We start from the raw sequence: 18396 nt of genomic DNA on the forward strand, positions 1-18396 counted from the left end.
ATGCCTCTCGGCAATATCGCCACGCGTAGGCGGTAAGCGTAGGCGTGGGCGCCGTGAGCGCGCAACGCACCGGATGTCTGCGGGGGGCGCGCATGAATTTTTCCGCCTTCGCGATGAAAATATTTCGCGATGTGGCCCGGGGGGCGGCTACAGGCTGGATGCGGCCGTTTAAAGGAAATCGTTTGCGTAAAAAGCGGCGCTGGACCCTTTCGGAAATGTGGCAAAAAAGATTACACTGACGGCCGGTCATTCCCCCTAATTTAATCGCCGTAGTAGGTTAGCTGAGAGTCAGGAGAAACAGATGTTAAAGCGTGATATGAACATTGCAGATTATGATGCCGCACTGTGGCAGGCAATGGAGCAGGAAGTGGTGCGCCAGGAAGAGCACATTGAACTGATTGCATCTGAAAACTACACCAGCCCGCGCGTTATGCAGGCCCAGGGCTCACAGTTGACCAATAAGTACGCGGAAGGCTATCCCGGCAAGCGCTACTACGGCGGATGTGAATATGTCGACGTGGTGGAGCAGTTGGCCATCGATCGCGCCAAAGCGCTGTTTGGCGCCGATTATGCCAATGTTCAGCCGCATTCGGGATCGCAAGCCAACTTCGCCGTTTATACCACCTTGCTGCAGCCGGGCGATACCGTGCTGGGGATGAATCTGGCGCACGGCGGTCATTTGACCCACGGCTCCCCGGTCAATTTCTCCGGCAAATTGTACAATATCGTGCCTTACGGTATCGATGAGAGCGGCCATATCGATTATGAGCAGCTGGCCGAACTGGCGAAAACCCATCAGCCGAAAATGATTATCGGTGGTTTCTCCGCTTATTCCGGCGTGGTGGACTGGGCCAAAATGCGGCAAATCGCCGACAGTATCGGCGCTTATCTGTTCGTGGATATGGCCCACGTGGCGGGTCTTATCGCCGCCGGCGTGTATCCGAACCCGGTGCCCCACGCGCACGTGGTGACCACCACGACCCACAAGACGCTGGCCGGCCCCCGCGGCGGTTTGATCCTGGCCAAAGGCGGCAGCGAAGAGCTGTACAAAAAGCTGAACTCTGCCGTGTTCCCCGGCGCGCAGGGCGGTCCGTTGATGCACGTGATCGCCGCCAAGGCGGTGGCGCTGAAAGAGGCGATGGAGCCCGCGTTCAAAACCTACCAGCAGCAGGTGGCCAAAAATGCCAAGGCCATGGTGGAAGTTTTCTTGTCGCGCGGGTTCAAAGTCGTCTCCGGCGCTACCGATAATCACCTGTTCTTGCTGGATTTAGTAGATAAAAACCTGACCGGAAAAGAGGCGGATGCGGCGCTGGGCCGTGCCAATATCACCGTCAACAAGAACAGCGTGCCGAACGATCCAAAAAGCCCGTTCGTTACCTCCGGGGTGCGTATCGGCACGCCGGCGGTCACCCGCCGCGGTTTTACCGAGGCCGATGTGCGTGAATTGGCCGGCTGGATGTGCGACGTGCTGGAAAATATCAACGATGACGCGGTGATTGAACGGACTAAAAATAAAGTGCTGGATATCTGTGCTCGTCATCCCGTTTACGCCTGACGGTAGCGGACGGTACTAACGAAACAAGGGGACTGCTCGGCGCTTGCTGGCGCACCCCCGTCACAAACGGCTAACCGGCCCCCCGCGGGGCCGGTTTTTTTGGAGGTCCTGGCAGCGCCGAGGCGCGCTTGGGCTACCCTCGCCGCCGATTGTCGGCCCGGCGTTTTTCGGGCCACGCGCCGCCCGTCGGCCAGCGCGGGCCGAGGTTGTCTCAGGACGCGCAGGCGATACGGCACCGGCTCGGCAGTATCGCAGTCGGGATTCAGGATTCGAGCAGATCGCGGATCCGCTGGCGCTGCGCCTGCGGCAGCGGTATGCGCACCTGCAGCAGCGGCGGCGAGTATAAGGGCAATTGCATCTGGAACGGGGTAATCACCAGCACGGTATTTTTCGGCGCGCCGCGCGCCTGAAATTCGGTGACCGATTGAAATTTGATATTCAGCGGCAACAGCGTCAGTTCCCGAATTTGCAGCTCCAGTTTGCGTTCCTGCTCTCCCTCTGATTGGCTTAAAATCACCACCTGTTTTTCCTGCAAATCCGTCTCTTGCATCAACCAGGCGCCGAAGATGACCGCAATCAGACCCATCTCCTCTCGGCTGAAACGAATACGATACTCCGCTTCCAGCGGTATCATCGCCGCGCGGGTAGCGCGCAGCAGACTGGGATATTTTTCCTCTACTTCGCTTTGCAGGCTGCTATCGATGCCCATGTGGAAATGGCAGCGTTCCAACGCGGCGCTCAAATGGAAAAACAGCTGTTCCGCCAGCGGGCCCTCGTGGGGAAACGTTCTACCGGAAAGCTGCGCGAAACGGCTGATAAGTCGCGCGACCGCCTGGCTCAGCCGCCGATCGTCGGCTGAGTTCGGATCGGCGGGCTCAGGATGCTTCAGCAAACTGATCAGCAGCGTGAGCCCGAACACTTCGCTGTCCGGCAGCGACCAGTCGCGAAACGCTGCCTGCACCGCCGGGTACGCTTGTTTCTGGCTAAGCCATTGCCGCTGATGCTGATTGAACGCCGGCGTCTGCTGGCGGTGGCACTGTAACAGTAGATAACGCAGCCAGAGCGTGAGGAACTGGCGGTTACTTTCGGCACGTTGCACGGGCAATAGGGGTAAAAGGCGCTCAAGCGCGTCCGTCAGGCGCGACGGTGGAAATTGCAGCGCGGGCGGCAGGCTATGCCACTGCTGGGTCAGCGCCGCGGTGAAATCGCGTTCGACGCGATCGGGGCACAACCGCAGCGCCCGACGTAGACCCTCGAACAGACACAACCGATGATTGAGTATGTTGCCCTCAATACGGTATTCCTCCTCCCGGCGGCGCAGGGCGAGCCGATACAGCGTGCCGATTTCGGCGTCGAGTTGCGCGAGATCGCGTTGTGTGGTCTCGGGATCCGTCCCGCATTGATGCGCCAGCTGCGTCAGCGAGCAAGGCGCCGTCGCCGAATACAGCAGCAGCAACAGATGGCTGCGCCTGCCGGAAGCGGACAGCGCGGGCGCCTGTGAAGTGGGCGGACTCATGGGTCGTATAACCTTTTGGTTATCGTAATAGCCTTAATCATAGTCAACCGCCCCCGCTCGTTTACCGGCGTGGCGTTTTTTGTTTTACAGCTTTAAGCCGCGTCACATTTTTCCGCTTGGCCGCGTTAGAATTTCTTTTTTTGGAGTCACTTTTTCCATTCCAGCCTCGCCGCCTCTTTCTCGGCTCGGCCCGTGCGGCCGTGACGCTTGCCGGTCTGGTGAAACCAGGGATGGATCCTCGTCTAAGTTATGTTATTTTATAACATTATCAGGTTGAGGGCATCGAGCGCCCGCCGGGAGAAGGTGTGACAAAAACTAACGATCGCGCGCTGCGGCCGGGGGAATTTCGTTCGTTTCGCGTTTGGCTGAATTTATGGCCGCTAGGGGTTTTTTTAGGGGCGCTGGCGGCGGCGGGGCACGTGATCTGGCTACGCTGGCCGCAGATACTGTTGCAAATGGTCCAGTGGCAAAAGCAACTGCACCAGCACATGGTCGTGCTGTTGCAGGAGGTACAAGGCAATCCACACCATTATGGCGCCACGCTGCTGCTGTTCAGTTTCGTCTATGGCATCCTGCACGCGGTCGGACCGGGCCACGGCAAAGTCGTGATTACTACCTATCTCGCCACCCACCGTTCCCGGCTGCGGCAAAGTTTGCTGATGACGCTGGCCGCCGCCCTGTTACAGGGCTCGATGGCGATAATACTGGTCACCCTGACGCTGAATCTGCTGCGCCTGTCTTCGCGCACGCTTCATCTTGGCCAGTTCTGGCTGGAAAAGGCCAGTTTTGTCCTGGTGGGAGGCCTGGGCCTCTGGCTGTGCTGGCGCGCGCTTAAGCGCTTACAGCGGCTATTGCGGGCTGCTGCGGCACAGGAGAAGGCGCCGGTAGAGCGGGCGACCGCGGCGCCGGATAAGGCGCTGAGCTTACGGGCGGCCGCGGTGCAGGATGAGACGCTGGTCTCCGGGGCTGCTGCGGCACAGGAGAAGGCGCCGGTAATCCGGGCATTGACATCGTTGGACCATCACCATCACGCGGATTGCGGCTGTGGGCACCGCCATTTGCCGCGGGATGAGGAGTTGCGGGCGGCCGACGGCTGGTACGATCGCGCCGCCGTGGTGGTGTCCATGGGACTGCGCCCTTGCTCCGGCGCGGTGTTGGTGCTGCTGTTCGCCAAAGTGATCGGCGTGTATGCCTGGGGCGTCTCGTCCGCGCTGATGATGGCCGCGGGTACGGCGCTGACGCTGTTAGCGCTGGCGCTGCTGGTGTTCTTCGGCCGTAGCATCGCCGAACGGCTGATAACGCCGCGCGCGCCGTCGCTGTGGCGAAATGTGGTATGGACAACGCTGGCGCTCGCCGGCGGGGTGCTATTGGTGGGGGCGGGCGCGCTGCTATATTTCAGCGCGGTGCCGGAGATGGTAAGCGGTATCCGCCCGTTTAGCGTCTGATTACACCACCGCCGCCATGCCGCCGTCGACAAACAGCAGATGACCGTTGACGAAATCGGCGGCGGGGGAGGCGAGGAACACCGCCGCGCCGATCAATTCCTGGGGGTCTCCCCAGCGCCCGGCGGGCGTCCGCTGGAATAACCAGGTGTTGAACGCGTCGTCCTGCGCCAGCGAGGTGGTCATTTCGGTTTTGAAATAGCCTGGCGCGATACCGTTGACCTGGATATTGTAGGGCGCAAGTTCGGCGCACATCCCACGGGTCAGCATTTTGACCGCCCCTTTCGCGGCGGCGTAAGGGGTAATGTTGGGTCGGGCAAGCTCGCTTTGCATCGAGCCGATGTTGATGATTTTGCCTCGGCGGCGCGTCACCATCCGCTTTGCCACCTGTTGAGAAACCAGAAATACCGCTTTCTGGTTTACATTGATAATCTCATCCCAGTCGGCTTCGGGGAACGACAGCAGCGGATGCCGGCGCTGAATACCCGCATTATTGATCAATATGTCGATCGGACCCTGGCACTGCTCCAGTTTCTCAATCGCGCGGCTGACCTCGGCGCCATCGGTAATATCAAAGCACACGCCCAGTGCGTCCAGGCCCTCGGCGCGCAGTTGCTCCGCGGCCCGCTCGGCGTTCGCCGTGGTCGTCGCCGTCACGATAACGCTGGCGCCATAGCGGCCGAGGCCGCTGGCCAGCAGATACCCAATCCCCCGGGCACCGCCGGTGATGAGCGCCCGTTTTCCCGTTAAATCAAACAGATCATGCATCCAGTCCTCCTTTGTTGACGAGTAGGTGAGACAGTCGGAGAGATCGCCGCGGCGCTTTTCCCCCAGAGGACTTCTCTACCATGATTTGACCGGCATGGGAATGACCTTGCGTGGGCGGAAGGGCAAAATGAACCCGAGGAAGCGCTAAACGGCAAGTCAGACCGGGGCAACGGCGATTTTGGACAGGGAAACGGTAACGGGAGGGAAATAGCGCGGCAACGGAAAGAGGGGAGCGAGATAACGAACCTGTTGAACGGCACCAGGCGTTGCGCCCGTGACGCCAGGGCCGGCGGCGATGTGCCGGCCCTGGATAAAAGCTTAGCGCTTCAGCGCTTCGCTCAACTCGTCACGCATGGTCGAAAGCATGGCTTTCACGACGCGGGGATTACCTGCGACAATATTGCCGGAAAGCAGGTGATTATGGCCACCGGTAAAATCGGTGACCAGACCGCCCGCCTCGCGCACCAGCAATTCACCGCCGGCAAAGTCCCAGGGCTTCAGGCCGATTTCAAAAAAACCGTCCACGCGGCCGGCGGCCACATAGGCAAGATCCAGCGCCGCGGAGCCGGTGCGGCGGAAATCCGCGCACTGTACGAACAGTTTGCTTACCAAGGCGATATAGCTGTTGGCATGCTGTTTCTGCTTGAAAGGAAAACCGGTGGCCAAAATGGTGCCGTCCAGATCGCGTGCGCTACCGCCGCGCAGGCGATAGCCGTTCAACTGAGCGCCCTGGCCGCGGGAGGCGGTGAACAGCTCATTGCGCATCGGATCGTAGACCACGGCCACTTCCGTGCGGCCTTTAATGCGCACGGCAATGGAAACGGCAAAGTGGGGGAAACGCTTGATAAAGTTGGTGGTACCATCCAGTGGGTCGATAATCCATTGTACGTCGGTGTCTTCGCCGGCCAGCTCGCCGCTCTCTTCGCCGATAATGGCGTGCTGCGGGTAGGACTTGCGGATAACTTCAACAATCAAACGTTCCGCTTCGCGGTCAACGTTAGTGACAAAGTCGTTGTCGCCTTTCTGGCTGGCTTCGACGGCATCAGGGGTTTCGTAATGTTTGGCAATTAAATTACCCGCCTTTCGCGCAGCGCGAATGGCGATGTTGAGCATCGGATGCATGGATATCGTCCACTAAGATGTTAAAGAACTAAAACGGCGCGGAGTATAGCAGAGCGTCAGCAAAAAACCTACGGCTATGCTACCCTATCGCCCACATTTCCTCTGACTTGTAAGATTATGCTGCACAATATCCGCATCGTACTGGTTGAAACGTCTCATACCGGCAATATTGGCTCTACCGCCCGCGCGATGAAAACCATGGGGTTAAACAACCTCTACTTGGTCAATCCTCTGCATAAGCCCGATTCACAGGCCATCGCCTTATCCGCCGGCGCCAGTGACATTATCGGCAATGCTACCCTGGTTGACCATCTCGACCAGGCGCTGGCCGGCTGTAGCCTGGTGGTGGGAACCAGCGCCCGTTCCCGTACGCTCCCCTGGCCGATGCTGGAGCCGCGTGAGTGCGGCGTGAAAAGCGTGCAGGAGGCGGCGCAGGCCCCGGTAGCGCTCTTGTTTGGCCGTGAGCGCGTTGGCCTGACCAATGACGAATTGCAAAAATGCCATTTCCATGTCCAGATCCCGGCCAATCCGGAGTACAGCTCCCTCAACTTGGCGATGGCGGTGCAGATTTTGGCGTATGAAGTCCGCGTCGCCTGGCTGGAAAGTCAGCGCCAGGACGCGACGGCGCCGGACGCCTCGGTTTATCCTCTGGCAGAAGATCTGGAGCGATTTTATCAACATTTGGAGCATGTGCTGAGTACAACCGGTTTCATCCGTCGCGCCCATCCGGGACGGGTAATGAATAAGCTGCGTCGGCTGTTCAATCGCGCGCGGCCGGAAAGCCAGGAGCTGAATATCCTACGTGGCATGTTGACCTCCATCGAGCATCCGCAAACGCCGCAAACGCCCCCTGCGGATGACGGCGACGCTCGCCCGGAGGAATGATGAATTCTGATCGTGGCGGCGCTCGCCTGGAGGATTGACTTAGTATGGATGCCATTGGTGCCCGCACGGCGGATGGGTTTATGCTGAACGCCGGCTGTGCTCGCCTTAAGTATCGACCTATTCCGAATTCCTACAGCGAGCGCCCGGAGACGTTAGCCCATCCCGGCCGCTGACGGTGCCGCGTGCGGGATTGACCTATCCCCGATGCCCACAGCTGTTGTCGGCGACATCGCGCGCTTTCGCCGCGGTCAGCCTCCTCCGCCGAGGACGGCTTCTCGCCGGTGGCCGCTGAAAACGCAGCCGGCGGAAGGGAATAAATACTTGAGCAAATTACTCGGTTAAATAGTTGACTACTTTAGTCAGGAATGGCAGACTTTTGCTACGTTATTTTCACCGGTATTCTGATCATGAGACTGACTTCCAAAGGCCGCTACGCGGTTACCGCCATGCTTGATGTCGCCCTGCACTCCGGCAAGGGTCCCGTGCCGCTCGCCGAGATTTCCGAGCGCCAAGGCATTTCCCTTTCCTATTTGGAGCAGCTCTTCTCCCGCCTGCGCAAGCATGAGCTGGTGGCGAGCGTCCGAGGGCCGGGTGGAGGTTATTTGCTGGGTCGCGACTCTGATCAGATTGCCGTCGGCGCGATTATCACCGCCGTGGATGAGTCGGTGGACGCCACCCGCTGCCAGGGTAAAGAGGGCTGTCAAGGCGGCGATCGTTGCCTGACCCATACCCTTTGGCGCGACCTTAGCGTACGCATTAGCGAGTTTCTTAACAACATCACACTGGCCGAGCTGGTCAGTAATGAAGAGATTCTCGATGTCGCCGATCGTCAAGATAATGATACGCGCCGTCCGATCGCCAACGGTCGACCGCAGGAAACGATTAACGTCAACCTGCGCGCTTGAGTACAATAAGGGCATTCGTCGTTATTGATGCCCGGAGTTAACGCTTCATGAAATTACCGATTTATCTTGATTACTCCGCTACTACGCCGGTTGATCCGCGGGTGGCGGAGAAGATGATGCAGCATCTTACGCTGGACGGTATTTTCGGTAATCCGGCTTCCCGCTCCCACCGTTACGGCTGGCAGGCGGAAGAAGCCGTCGATATTGCCCGCAATCAGGTCGCCGCCCTGGTTGGGGCCGATCCCCGCGAAATCGTTTTCACCTCCGGCGCCACCGAGTCCGATAATCTGGCTCTGAAGGGGGCTGCTCACGCCGGCCGCGCTAAAGGTCGCCATATCATTACCGCCGTCACCGAGCATAAAGCGGTGGTCGATGCCTGTCACCAGTTGGAGCAGGAAGGTTTCAATGTTACCTGGCTGGTGCCGCCGGCGAACGGTATCGTTACTCCGCAGCAGTTAAGCGATGCGCTGCGGGATGACACGATTCTGGTGTCGTTGATGCACGTCAACAACGAAACCGGCGTGATCCAGGATATCGCGGCTTTTGGCGAACTGTGCCGCGCCCGTGGGGCGCTATTCCATGTGGACGCTACTCAAAGCGTCGGTAAACTGCCCATCGATCTGGCCGCGTTGCCGGTGGATCTCATGTCGTTCAGCGGCCATAAAGTCTATGGCCCGAAGGGCATTGGCGCTTTGTTCGTGCGCCGTAAACCGGGGGTGCGGGTCGAGGCCCAGATACACGGCGGCGGTCACGAGCGCGGCATGCGCTCCGGGACGCTGCCGGTGCATCAAATTGTCGGGATGGGGGAAGCCTATCAACTCGCGGCGCAGGCGCTGACGAGCGAAATGCCGCGCCTGCGGGCGCTGCGCGACCGGTTATGGCAGGGGCTGCAGCAGATAGACGGCGTGTTCGTTAATGGCGACCTGCAACAGCGCGTGGCGACGGTGCTTAACGTTAGCTTCCGCGATGTGGACGGTGAGTCTCTTATCATGGCGCTTAAGGATCTGGCGGTCTCAACGGGATCCGCCTGTACTTCCGCCAGCCTTGAACCGTCCTATGTCCTGCGCGCCATGGGCCTGGATGATGAGCTTGCCCATAGCGCCATTCGTTTCTCTTTGGGGCGGTTTACCACCGCGGAAGACATCGATTACGCCATCAGCCAGACCCGAACGGCCATTGCGCGCCTGCGCGAGGTCGCGCCGCAGTGCGCCGCCGGCGCTGGCGCGAACGGGATGCTGCGCTAAGATCTCTGCTCGCCAGCGCGTTGCCACGGCATGCGGTACCGGTCGCGCTCCTTTGCCATGCCGTCTCTCTCGACGGTTGTGTCGTCTGGCAATCGGGCCTAGTTGGTGTCCTGCGGATTTGCGGCGGCAGATAGCACCTAGGAGGATCCCTCGGCATGCCTTCTCCCTCGGCGGCGTCTCTGATTTTTTGCGGCGGCAGACAGCGCCTTGGGGGATCCCTCGACACGTTTTCTCCTTCAGCGGCGTCTGTGGTTTTTACGGCGGCATATTGCGCGCCGCCGTTGCTCCCCACGCTCAGGTACGCCGCCGGCTCGCCCGATCGGGTGCGTGGGCCCTCACTGGACTTTATCTTTAGCCGCCGCGGGCGCTTTCACCGCCGCGATCAAAGCCGGCGCTGGGTTGCCCCCGCCCTGTTCAACGCCGCGCCGCGGCACGCGCGGCCAAGATCTTGCGGCGCGAATTTGTCATTTTTCTGTCATCTGTTTCAACGACCATAACCCCGCCGCTGCTTTTCGCGCCAGTTGCCGGCGCCGGAAGAAAAACTGCTGGCGGCGACCGTTAGGGTCTGGTTAGATGAAGCACATCAGCCGGCGGTCAGGCCAGCCAGGCGGCCAGAGGCCGCTTTGACATAGGCGGCCCGGGATCGCTATGACACCCCACTGTACCGGATACGTACAGACGGCATTACTACCCTAATTTATTGGAGCAGTCTCATGATGACCGAAGCGATGCAGCTCACGCTTTCCACCGCACCCGCCGACCCGCGCTGGGGCGAAAAGGCGTTATTGAGCGCCGACGAGCACGGAATGACCGTCCATTTGACGGGCGATGATGCGCTAAGCGCTATTCAGCGCGCCGGGCGCAAAATTGACGGCCAGGGGATAAAACAGGTCGCGCTGGTGGGAGAAGGATGGGATCTGGCGCGGTGCTGGGCGTTCTGGCAGGGCTACCGCGCGCCCAAAGGCGAGCGCCATGTGGCGTGGCCGACGTTGCCCGAAGCGGCGCGCCAGGAGCTGGACAATCGGCTGCAAATCGTTGACTGGGTGCGCCATACCATTAATACCCCGGCGGAGGAGCTTGGCCCGGAGCAGCTGGCGCAGCGTGCGGTAGATATTATGTCCGCCGTGGCTGACGACGCCATCAGCTACCGCATCACGAAAGCCGACGATCTATTTGATAACCAGTATATGGGGTTGCATACCGTCGGCCGCGGCTCCGATCGCCAGCCGGTCTTATTGACGCTGGACTATAATCCGGGCGGCGACGCGCAAGCGCCGGTGCTGGCTTGCCTGGTGGGGAAAGGCATTACCTTCGACACCGGCGGCTATAGCCTGAAGGGCAGTAGTTTCATGGATTCGATGAAGTCCGATATGGGCGGCGCCGCCACGCTGACCGGCGCGCTGGCGCTGGCCGTCAGTCGCGGTTTGAACAAACGGGTGCGGCTGATTCTGTGCTGTGCCGACAACATGGTGAGCGGTAACGCCTTCAAGCTGGGGGATATTATTCGCTATCGCAACGGCAAATCGGTGGAAGTGATGAACACCGACGCGGAAGGCCGGCTGGTGCTGGCGGATGGGCTTATCGACGCCAGCGCGGCGCGGCCGCAGTTGATTATCGACTGTGCGACTTTGACCGGCGCCGCGAAAACCGCCCTGGGCAATGATTATCACGCCTTGTTCAGCTTTGACGACGCGCTGGTGGCGGCGTTGATGCAAAGCGCCGACGAAGAGAATGAACCGTTCTGGCGTCTGCCGCTGGCGGAATTCCACCGACATCATCTGCCGTCCAATTTTGCCGACATGAGCAACGTGGCGGGCGGCGCGCACAGCGCCGGCGCCAGTACCGCCGCGGCGTTTCTCTCGCATTTTGTGGAAAATTATCGCCAGGGCTGGCTGCACATCGACTGCTCCGCCACCTACCGCAAAGGGGCGGTGGAGCAATGGTCCGCCGGCGCCACCGGGCTGGGCGTGCGTACGCTTGCCAACTTGCTGCTGGCGCAGGCGCAGGACTGATGCCCGTTTTGGCTCGCGTGCGGGCCGTTTTTCCGCTTGACATGACGACCGTTCAGGCGGCGTTTGGAATCGCTAAGTATGACCCTCTCACAAGATAATGCGCTGGAACAGGCGCTCGAACGCGCCGCCGGCGATCCGGCTTATCGCCCGGCTTTTTTCAAGCTGCTGCTGACGGCGACGGTCTATGTACCGGGCGAAGCCGGCGATGATTGGATAGCCGGTGCCGCGCGCGATGACGGCGCGTCGCCGGTCACCTTGCAGCACTGGGAAAAACAAGACGGCGGATCGGCGATTCCCTTTTTTACTTCGGTGGCGGCGCTGGAAAGCGCGGTGGCGGGGCCGCAGCCTTTTGTCGCGCTGCCGGTGCGCACATTGTTCGCCATGACCGCCGGGGCCGAGCTGTTTCTCAATCCCAAGCTACCCTACGGCAAGTCCTTTGCCCCGGATGAAGTCGCGGCACTGCTGAGCAACGACGGCGATGCGTTGACCGAACGGCAGGTTCTGGAAGGGGAGATGCGCATGACCCTCAGCGAGCCGGCGGAGATGCCGCAACAGATGGTAGCCTCGCTGACGGCATTATTCGCGCAATACAAGCAGGTGCGCCGGGCTTATCTAATGCAGGTGCGGGATGACGCGGAGCAGGAGCCGCACTGGCTTATCGGTCTGGAGTGCGATAGCGCTGCCGAGGAAGCGATTCAAGCAACGGGTCAGGTGGCGACCGATACCGCGCCGGACGAGCAGCCGGTGGATATCTGCCTGGTTGAGGAGGGCGAGGCGGGCATCAGCCATTATTTCATCCACCACCTGACGCCTTTTTACGAACGGCGCTGGGGCAGTTGGCTGCGGTCGGTGAAGGACGGCGCCCCGTCATAAGACGACGCTGGCGGCCGCGCACGGCGGCGGGATTGGCCTCCCGCCCGCTGCCCTGCGCCGCAGACCCCTTTCGGCTAAAAGCCATCGCCGCGGCCGCGGCGGTCGTTCGACGGCGCACGGTCACGTGAAAGGGCCGGCGGTCTGCCAACGCAAGACCCGCGCCGGCGTTGGAGATCATTGCGCGCCGGCGATAGGCGTATCGTCGCGTGCGCCCCATTCGCTCCACGAACCGTCATACAGGCTGATGTCCTGCGCACCGAGCGCCGTGAGGGCCAACACCGCCACCGCCGCGGTGACGCCGGAACCGCAGCTGGCGACGATAGGCCGCTTGATATCAATCCCCGCTTGACGTATTTGCTCTTCCAGCAGCGGCAGGGGTTTTAGCTGCCCGTTTTGCACCAGCTGGTCCCAGGGGAGATTGAGGCTGCCGGGGATATGACCGCGCAGCAGGCCGGGCCGGGGCTCCGGCGCCTCGCCGCGAAAGCGGGCGGCGGGTCGGGCATCGACAATTTGCGCGGAGCGGTCGACGCTGATGCGGCGGATATCGTCGAGCGCGCGCACGCGATTAGCCGCTCTGCGCGGCGTAAAGGTCTGCGGCGCGAGCGTCGGTTGTCCCTTTTCCAACGGCCCTCCGGCGCGCGACCAGGCGTCAAGGCCCCCCGCCAGCAGCGACACCTGCCGGACGCCGCTGCTCTGGAGCATCCACCAGGCGCGCGGCGCTGAGAACAGCGAACCGTCGTCATAAATCACGCAATGCTGGGCGTCGCTAACGCCGAGTGCGCCCATATCGCGCGCGAACTGCGCCGGCGAAGTCAGCATATGGGGCAGGGAAGAGGCGCTATCGGACAGGGCCTCGATATCGAAAAACACCGCGCCGGGCAGATGGCCCGCGCGAAATTCCGCCACGATATCGCGCGGCCCCTGATACCCGGGCGGCAGCATGCGTGCGTCCAGAATACGCAGCTGGGGGTCATCGAGATGTTGCTGTAGCCACTGCTGGCTAACGAATAACGGTTGGGTCATCATAGGCTCCGTCTCGGCGTGCGTCGGACACTGTGCCGGCGCCATCGCATTGCCGGGCATTGTCGGCTTTTTTGCCGTTGGCTTCAAGGCGCAGACGGCGGCGACCGGGTCAGGGCGGGCGGAAAAGCGACGTGGGGAACGCTGGAGGCGCCATTGTTGACGTGGGGAGGTTATTTTTAATTAAATGTTATTTTTAAGGGTAGCGGAGCGCTGCACGCGCCCCTATAATCTGCGCCACTTGCACCGGCCGGCGTAACAGCGAATTAGCGCGGCCATAACAAAAACCACCTAGAGGTTCTCATGACCATTGAACGCACCTTTTCCATCATCAAGCCGAACGCCGTGGCCAAAAACGTCATCGGTGCCATTATCCAGCGCTTTGAAAGCACCGGGCTGACCGTGGTCGGCGCCAAAATGCTCCAGCTCACCCGTGAGCAGGCCGAGGGATTCTACGCCGAGCATAAAGGCAAGCCTTTCTTCGACAGCCTGGTGGATTTTATGATTTCCGGCCCGATCCTGGTGCAGGTGCTCGAAGGGGAAGACGCCGTGCGCCGCAATCGTGAAATCATGGGCGCCACCAATCCCGCCAATGCGCTGGCCGGCACGCTGCGCGCCGACTATGCCGATGGCTTTACCGAAAACGCGGTACACGGTTCGGATTCCGCTGAATCCGCCGCGCGCGAAATCGCTTATTTCTTCGCCGACGGCGAAGTTTGCGCCCGTAATCGCTAATCGTCGCCGCACAACGGCGAAAAAAGGGCTGCTTCACCTTTCAAGCCAGGCAGCTCTGCGCTAAAATCAGTCTCCAATGCGCCCCGGATGAGGTGGTAGTCCGCACTCGGCCGGGGCATTTCTTTATGTATTTCGCGCCATAACGTGTAATAACGAGGCCTGCAATAAAATGATGTCTGAACACATGGTATCTGAACGCTCACCCGTGGCGGTAATGTCCGCTTCTCCCGCGCCCGCGGCCCAGCAGAAATTGAACCTGCTTGATATGAACCGCCAGCAGCTGCGCGAATTTTTCTCGTCGCTGGGGGAGAAACCTTTTCGCGCCGATCAGGTGATGAAATGGATCTATCACTATTGTTGCGATGATTTCGATCAGATGACGGACATCAACAAGCATTTGCGCGCCAGGCTGAAAGCGCTAGCGGAAATCCGCGCGCCGGAAGTCGCCGAGGAGCAGCGCTCCGCCGACGGTACCATCAAATGGGCCATCAAGGTCGGCGACCAGCAGGTGGAAACGGTCTACATCCCCGAGGACGACCGCGCCACGCTGTGCGTCTCCTCCCAGGTGGGTTGTGCGCTGCAGTGTACCTTTTGCTCTACCGCGCAGCAGGGTTTTAACCGCAATTTGCGGGTGTCGGAAATTATCGGCCAGGTTTGGCGCGCGGCCAAGATCATCGGCGCGGCCAAGGTCACCGGCCAGCGACCTATCACCAACGTGGTCATGATGGGCATGGGCGAGCCGCTGCTGAACCTCACCAACGTGGTGCCGGCGATGGAGATCATGCTGGACGATTTCGGTTTCGGGCTGTCCAAGCGCCGCGTTACGCTGTCGACGTCGGGCGTGGTGCCGGCGCTTGAGAAGCTCGGCGATATGATAGACGTAGCGCTGGCGATTTCGCTTCACGCGCCGAACGATACGATTCGCGACGAAATTGTGCCGATCAACCGCAAGTACAACATCGATACGTTTTTGTCGGCGGTACGCCGCTATCTGGACAAATCCAACGCCAATCAGGGGCGCGTGACGGTGGAGTATGTCATGCTCGACCACATTAATGACGGCACCGAGCATGCGCATCAACTGGCGGCATGTTTGAAAGATACGCCGTGCAAGATTAACCTTATTCCCTGGAACCCGTTCCCTGGCGCCCCCTATGGCCGCAGCTCCAACAGCAGGGTGGATCGTTTCGCCAAAGTGCTAATGGGGTACGGGTTCACCACCATCGTGCGAAAGACGCGCGGTGACGATATTGACGCTGCCTGTGGACAGCTGGCGGGAGAGGTGATCGACCGTACCAAGCGGACGTTGCGTAAACGCTTGAACGGCGAACCGATTGAGGTGAAGGCGGTCTGATTGTCGGCGCTGGCGCTGATGTTGACCCTCGTTAACGGATGTAGCGATATTGATACGGGAACCGGCATGAAGCTGATTCGGATGGGTGGACTGGCAGTCATGATTGCCCTGCTGGGCGGTTGCGCCGGTGATAATCGGCAAGCACGGGACGACGCGCCGTTGCCGCAGGCGACGCCGCAGTCCGCCCCGACCCGTTTGCAACTGGGGATGGCCTACCTGACGGCGGGCAATCTGGACGCCGCCCGGCAGAATCTGTCGATGGCGGTGAAGGCCGCGCCGGGCGATTACCGCACCCAGTTAGGGATGGCGCAGTATGAACAGCGGGTAGGGGAAACCGCCGCCGCGCAGAATCGCTATCAGCTGGCCCTGAAACTGGCGCCGCAAAATAGCGAAGTTCTGAATAATTACGGTGCGTTTTTATGTGGTTTAGGGCAGTATGTACCGGCGCAACAGCAGTTTGCCGCCGCCGCGCAATCGGCGGATTACGGTGAGGTTGCCGATAGTCTGGAGAGCGCCGGCTACTGCTTTTTCAAGGCCGGGGACGACGCGCAGGCGCGGAGTTTACTGATGCGCGCGCTGAAGTATGATCCTGAAAAGGGCGTGGCGCTGGTGTCTGAAGCGAACCGGCAATTAACGGCGGGTCGGCCTGACAGAGCGCAGCGGCTATTGGATGTTTACCAACATGTGCTTCCGGCCAGCGCCGAAAGTTTATGGTTACAGATTCGTTTCGCTGCGTTAGCCAATCGGCCCGATGACGTGCAACGTTATGGCGCACGGCTTGCGCGAAGTTTTCCACAATCCGAACAGTACCAGCAATTCTTAGCTAATGAATACTGAAGCTCTCCAAGATCAAGCACCAACCACCACGGGTGGACGTCTGCGTCAAGCCCGCGAAAATATGGGATTAAGCCAGCAGGCGGTGGCCGAGCGGCTGTGCCTGAAGGTGTCTACCGTGCGCGATATCGAAGATGATCACGCCAATCCCAACCTAGCCTCGACGTTCTTGCGCGGTTATATCCGCTCTTATGCACGCCTGGTGCATATTTCTGAAGAAGAACTGATGCCGATGATGGCCAAGCAGGCGCCGATAAAAGCCTCAAAGGTCGCGCCGATGCAGAGCTTCTCGCTGGGCAAAACCCGCAAGAAACGCGACGGCTGGCTGATGGGGTTCACCTGGCTTATCCTGTTTGTGGTGATTGGTCTGACGGGTGCCTGGTGGTGGCAGAACCATCAGGCTCAGCAGCAGGACATCGCCAACATGGCCGATCAATCCTCCGCCCAGCTCTCCCAGGGGGATGATACGACCACGGTCCCCCTCGGCGACGGCGCTGACGACGTCGGCCAGCCGCCGGCGGACCAGCCGGCCGACGCCGGAGCGCCGAGCGCAGCGCCGGCTGCGCCTGCCGCCGCAACGCCGTCCACCCCCGACATCGCCGGCCAGACCGGCGGTGCCTCGCCGGCGCCGGCGGTGGTCAGTCCCTCCGCACCGCAGAGTGCGGCCGTAGCGGCTACGCCCGCCGCGCCGGAAGCCGGCGCCGCAGACGCAAACGGCAATGCGCTGGTAATGAATTTCACCGGCGATTGCTGGCTCGAGGTGTTTGACGCCGGCGGTAAGAAACTGTTCAGCGGTATTCAGCACAGCGGCGCCACGCTGAATCTTACCGGCCAGGCGCCGTACAAATTGAAAATCGGCGCCCCGGCCGCAGTGCAGGTTCAATATCAAGGCAAACCGGTGGATTTGAGCCGGTTCATCCGATCAAATCAGGTTGCGCGACTGACCGTAGCCGCCCAGTAAGTAAAGAGTAAAGCCAGTCGGCAAGGTTGGAGAAAGATCAATGCATAATTCCGCACCCATAATCCGTCGAAAATCGAAACGTATTTACGTCGGCAAGGTGCCGGTAGGTGACGGCGCCCCCATCGCGGTGCAGTCAATGACCAACACGCGCACCACCGATGTCGCGGCGACGGTGCAGCAAATACAGGCGCTGGAGCGCGTCGGTGTTGATATTGTGCGCGTGTCGGTACCCACCATGGACGCCGCCGAAGCGTTCAAACTCATCAAGCAGCAGGTCGCGGTGCCGCTGGTGGCGGACATCCATTTTGACTATCGCATCGCGCTGAAAGTGGCCGAATACGGCGTCGACTGCCTGCGCATCAATCCCGGCAACATTGGCAACGAAGGGCGCATCCGTTCAGTGGTGGATTGCGCGCGCGATAACAATATTCCGATCCGCATCGGCGTCAATGCCGGTTCCCTTGAGCGCGATTTGCAGGAAAAATATGGCGAGCCCACGCCGGAGGCGCTGCTGGAGTCCGCTATGCGCCATGTGGATATCCTCGACCGACTTAATTTCGACGCGTTCAAAGTCAGCGTGAAGGCCTCCGATGTGTTTCTGGCGGTGCAATCCTACCGCCTACTGGCGTCGCGCATCGATCAGCCGCTGCATCTGGGCATCACCGAGGCCGGCGGCGCCCGCAGCGGGGCAGTGAAATCGGCTATTGGCCTGGGGCTGCTTCTCAGCGAGGGCATCGGCGACACGCTGCGCATTTCGCTGGCGGCGGATCCGGTGGAGGAAGTGAAGGTCGGTTTCGACATTTTGAAATCGCTGCGAATTCGCGCGCGCGGTATCAATTTCATCGCCTGCCCGACCTGTTCGCGCCAGGAGTTTGACGTTATCGGCACCGTCAACGCCCTGGAACAGCGCCTGGAGGACATCGTTACGCCGATGGATGTCTCCATCATCGGCTGTGTGGTGAACGGTCCCGGCGAAGCGCTGGTTTCCACGCTGGGGGTGACCGGCGGCCATAACAAAAGCGGCTTTTACGAAGACGGCGTTCGCCAGCGCGAGCGTTTCGATAACGAACTGATGATCGACCAATTAGAGGCCCGCATTCGCGCGAAAGCGGCAATGTTGGACGAGAATAATCGCATCGCGGTCAATCTGATAGAAAAATAACACGGGTA

The 18396-nt window shown here is 60.5% G+C and carries 16 protein-coding genes; 12 read left to right on the forward strand and 4 right to left on the reverse strand.

Annotated elements, in window-relative coordinates; genetic code table 11:
• Positions 1–301 precede the first annotated feature (301 nt).
• Complete coding sequence (gene glyA, locus SANT_RS05600; RefSeq protein WP_025421319.1) at positions 302–1555, forward strand: serine hydroxymethyltransferase; 1254 nt, start codon at positions 302–304, stop codon at positions 1553–1555.
• 262 nt (positions 1556–1817) lie between these two features.
• Here glyA and csiE read toward each other — a convergent pair whose 3' ends face one another.
• Entirely contained in the window at positions 1818–3071 is a 1254-nt protein-coding gene (gene csiE, locus SANT_RS05605) for a stationary phase inducible protein CsiE (RefSeq protein ID WP_025421320.1), read from the reverse strand.
• Between the two features lie 305 nt (positions 3072–3376).
• On the opposite strand from csiE, the gene SANT_RS05610 reads away from it, so the two are divergent.
• Positions 3377–4516, forward strand: a complete 1140-nt coding sequence (locus tag SANT_RS05610) for a nickel/cobalt transporter (protein ID WP_025421321.1) — start codon at positions 3377–3379, stop codon at positions 4514–4516.
• Here SANT_RS05610 and idnO read toward each other — a convergent pair whose 3' ends face one another.
• Positions 4517–5281, reverse strand: coding sequence for a gluconate 5-dehydrogenase (idnO, locus tag SANT_RS05615; protein WP_025421322.1), 765 nt, complete (start codon positions 5279–5281; stop codon positions 4517–4519).
• A 318-nt stretch (positions 5282–5599) separates the two neighbouring features.
• Positions 5600–6403, reverse strand: coding sequence for an inositol-1-monophosphatase (gene suhB, locus SANT_RS05620; protein WP_025421323.1), 804 nt, complete (start codon positions 6401–6403; stop codon positions 5600–5602).
• 117 nt (positions 6404–6520) lie between these two features.
• Here suhB and trmJ point away from each other — a divergent pair, with 117 nt between their 5' ends.
• The 5 genes from trmJ (at position 6521) to sseB (ending at position 12322) form a co-directional block, all read left to right on the forward strand.
• Positions 6521–7288, forward strand: a complete 768-nt coding sequence (gene trmJ, locus SANT_RS05625) for a tRNA (cytosine(32)/uridine(32)-2'-O)-methyltransferase TrmJ (protein WP_025421324.1) — start codon at positions 6521–6523, stop codon at positions 7286–7288.
• Positions 7289–7695: 407 nt separating this feature from the next.
• Entirely contained in the window at positions 7696–8193 is a 498-nt protein-coding gene (iscR, locus tag SANT_RS05630) for a Fe-S cluster assembly transcriptional regulator IscR (protein ID WP_025421325.1), read from the forward strand.
• Between the two features lie 47 nt (positions 8194–8240).
• The gene (locus SANT_RS05635) at positions 8241–9437 is read left to right on the forward strand and encodes an IscS subfamily cysteine desulfurase (RefSeq protein ID WP_025421326.1); all 1197 of its coding nucleotides are present in this window, start codon (positions 8241–8243) and stop codon (positions 9435–9437) included.
• 716 nt (positions 9438–10153) lie between these two features.
• The gene (pepB, locus tag SANT_RS05640; protein WP_025421327.1) at positions 10154–11449 is read left to right on the forward strand and encodes an aminopeptidase PepB; all 1296 of its coding nucleotides are present in this window, start codon (positions 10154–10156) and stop codon (positions 11447–11449) included.
• Positions 11450–11527: 78 nt separating this feature from the next.
• Positions 11528–12322, forward strand: coding sequence for an enhanced serine sensitivity protein SseB (sseB, locus tag SANT_RS05645; protein WP_025421328.1), 795 nt, complete (start codon positions 11528–11530; stop codon positions 12320–12322).
• A 174-nt stretch (positions 12323–12496) separates the two neighbouring features.
• Here sseB and sseA read toward each other — a convergent pair whose 3' ends face one another.
• The gene (gene sseA / locus SANT_RS05650) at positions 12497–13345 is read right to left on the reverse strand and encodes a 3-mercaptopyruvate sulfurtransferase (protein ID WP_025421329.1); all 849 of its coding nucleotides are present in this window, start codon (positions 13343–13345) and stop codon (positions 12497–12499) included.
• 300 nt (positions 13346–13645) lie between these two features.
• Between sseA and ndk the strand changes: the two genes are divergently transcribed.
• From ndk to ispG, 5 genes are all read left to right on the forward strand, one after another.
• A complete protein-coding gene (gene ndk / locus SANT_RS05655) occupies positions 13646–14077 on the forward strand; it encodes a nucleoside-diphosphate kinase (protein WP_025421330.1) in 432 nt (143 codons plus the stop codon).
• Between the two features lie 172 nt (positions 14078–14249).
• Positions 14250–15431 (forward strand): bifunctional tRNA (adenosine(37)-C2)-methyltransferase TrmG/ribosomal RNA large subunit methyltransferase RlmN, encoded by a 1182-nt coding sequence (locus SANT_RS05660; RefSeq protein WP_025421331.1) that lies wholly within the window; start codon positions 14250–14252, stop codon positions 15429–15431.
• Between the two features lie 66 nt (positions 15432–15497).
• Entirely contained in the window at positions 15498–16268 is a 771-nt protein-coding gene (pilW, locus tag SANT_RS05665) for a type IV pilus biogenesis/stability protein PilW (protein WP_025421332.1), read from the forward strand.
• Positions 16258–17226 (forward strand): cytoskeleton protein RodZ, encoded by a 969-nt coding sequence (gene rodZ, locus SANT_RS05670; protein ID WP_025421333.1) that lies wholly within the window; start codon positions 16258–16260, stop codon positions 17224–17226. The genes pilW and rodZ overlap by 11 nt, the downstream gene beginning before the upstream one ends.
• Before the next feature lie 40 nt (positions 17227–17266).
• A complete protein-coding gene (ispG, locus tag SANT_RS05675) occupies positions 17267–18388 on the forward strand; it encodes a flavodoxin-dependent (E)-4-hydroxy-3-methylbut-2-enyl-diphosphate synthase (RefSeq protein ID WP_025246218.1) in 1122 nt (373 codons plus the stop codon).
• Positions 18389–18396 lie beyond the last annotated feature (8 nt).

Origin of the sequence: Sodalis praecaptivus, assembly GCF_000517425.1 — a bacterium.
GTDB classification, from domain to species: domain Bacteria; phylum Pseudomonadota; class Gammaproteobacteria; order Enterobacterales; family Enterobacteriaceae; genus Sodalis_A; species Sodalis_A praecaptivus.

Coding starts and splice junctions, on each gene's coding strand:
- trmJ (WP_025421324.1), top strand. CDS start 6,521: ATGCTGCACAATATCCGCATCGTACTGGTTGAAACGTCTCATACCGGC.
- glyA (WP_025421319.1), top strand. CDS start 302: ATGTTAAAGCGTGATATGAACATTGCAGATTATGATGCCGCACTGTGG.
- csiE (WP_025421320.1), bottom strand. CDS start 3,071: ATGAGTCCGCCCACTTCACAGGCGCCCGCGCTGTCCGCTTCCGGCAGG.
- pepB (WP_025421327.1), top strand. CDS start 10,154: ATGACCGAAGCGATGCAGCTCACGCTTTCCACCGCACCCGCCGACCCG.
- suhB (WP_025421323.1), bottom strand. CDS start 6,403: ATGCATCCGATGCTCAACATCGCCATTCGCGCTGCGCGAAAGGCGGGT.
- sseB (WP_025421328.1), top strand. CDS start 11,528: ATGACCCTCTCACAAGATAATGCGCTGGAACAGGCGCTCGAACGCGCC.
- ndk (WP_025421330.1), top strand. CDS start 13,646: ATGACCATTGAACGCACCTTTTCCATCATCAAGCCGAACGCCGTGGCC.
- SANT_RS05660 (WP_025421331.1), top strand. CDS start 14,250: ATGTCTGAACACATGGTATCTGAACGCTCACCCGTGGCGGTAATGTCC.
- idnO (WP_025421322.1), bottom strand. CDS start 5,281: ATGCATGATCTGTTTGATTTAACGGGAAAACGGGCGCTCATCACCGGC.
- iscR (WP_025421325.1), top strand. CDS start 7,696: ATGAGACTGACTTCCAAAGGCCGCTACGCGGTTACCGCCATGCTTGAT.
- SANT_RS05635 (WP_025421326.1), top strand. CDS start 8,241: ATGAAATTACCGATTTATCTTGATTACTCCGCTACTACGCCGGTTGAT.
- ispG (WP_025246218.1), top strand. CDS start 17,267: ATGCATAATTCCGCACCCATAATCCGTCGAAAATCGAAACGTATTTAC.
- rodZ (WP_025421333.1), top strand. CDS start 16,258: ATGAATACTGAAGCTCTCCAAGATCAAGCACCAACCACCACGGGTGGA.
- pilW (WP_025421332.1), top strand. CDS start 15,498: ATGAAGCTGATTCGGATGGGTGGACTGGCAGTCATGATTGCCCTGCTG.
- sseA (WP_025421329.1), bottom strand. CDS start 13,345: ATGACCCAACCGTTATTCGTTAGCCAGCAGTGGCTACAGCAACATCTC.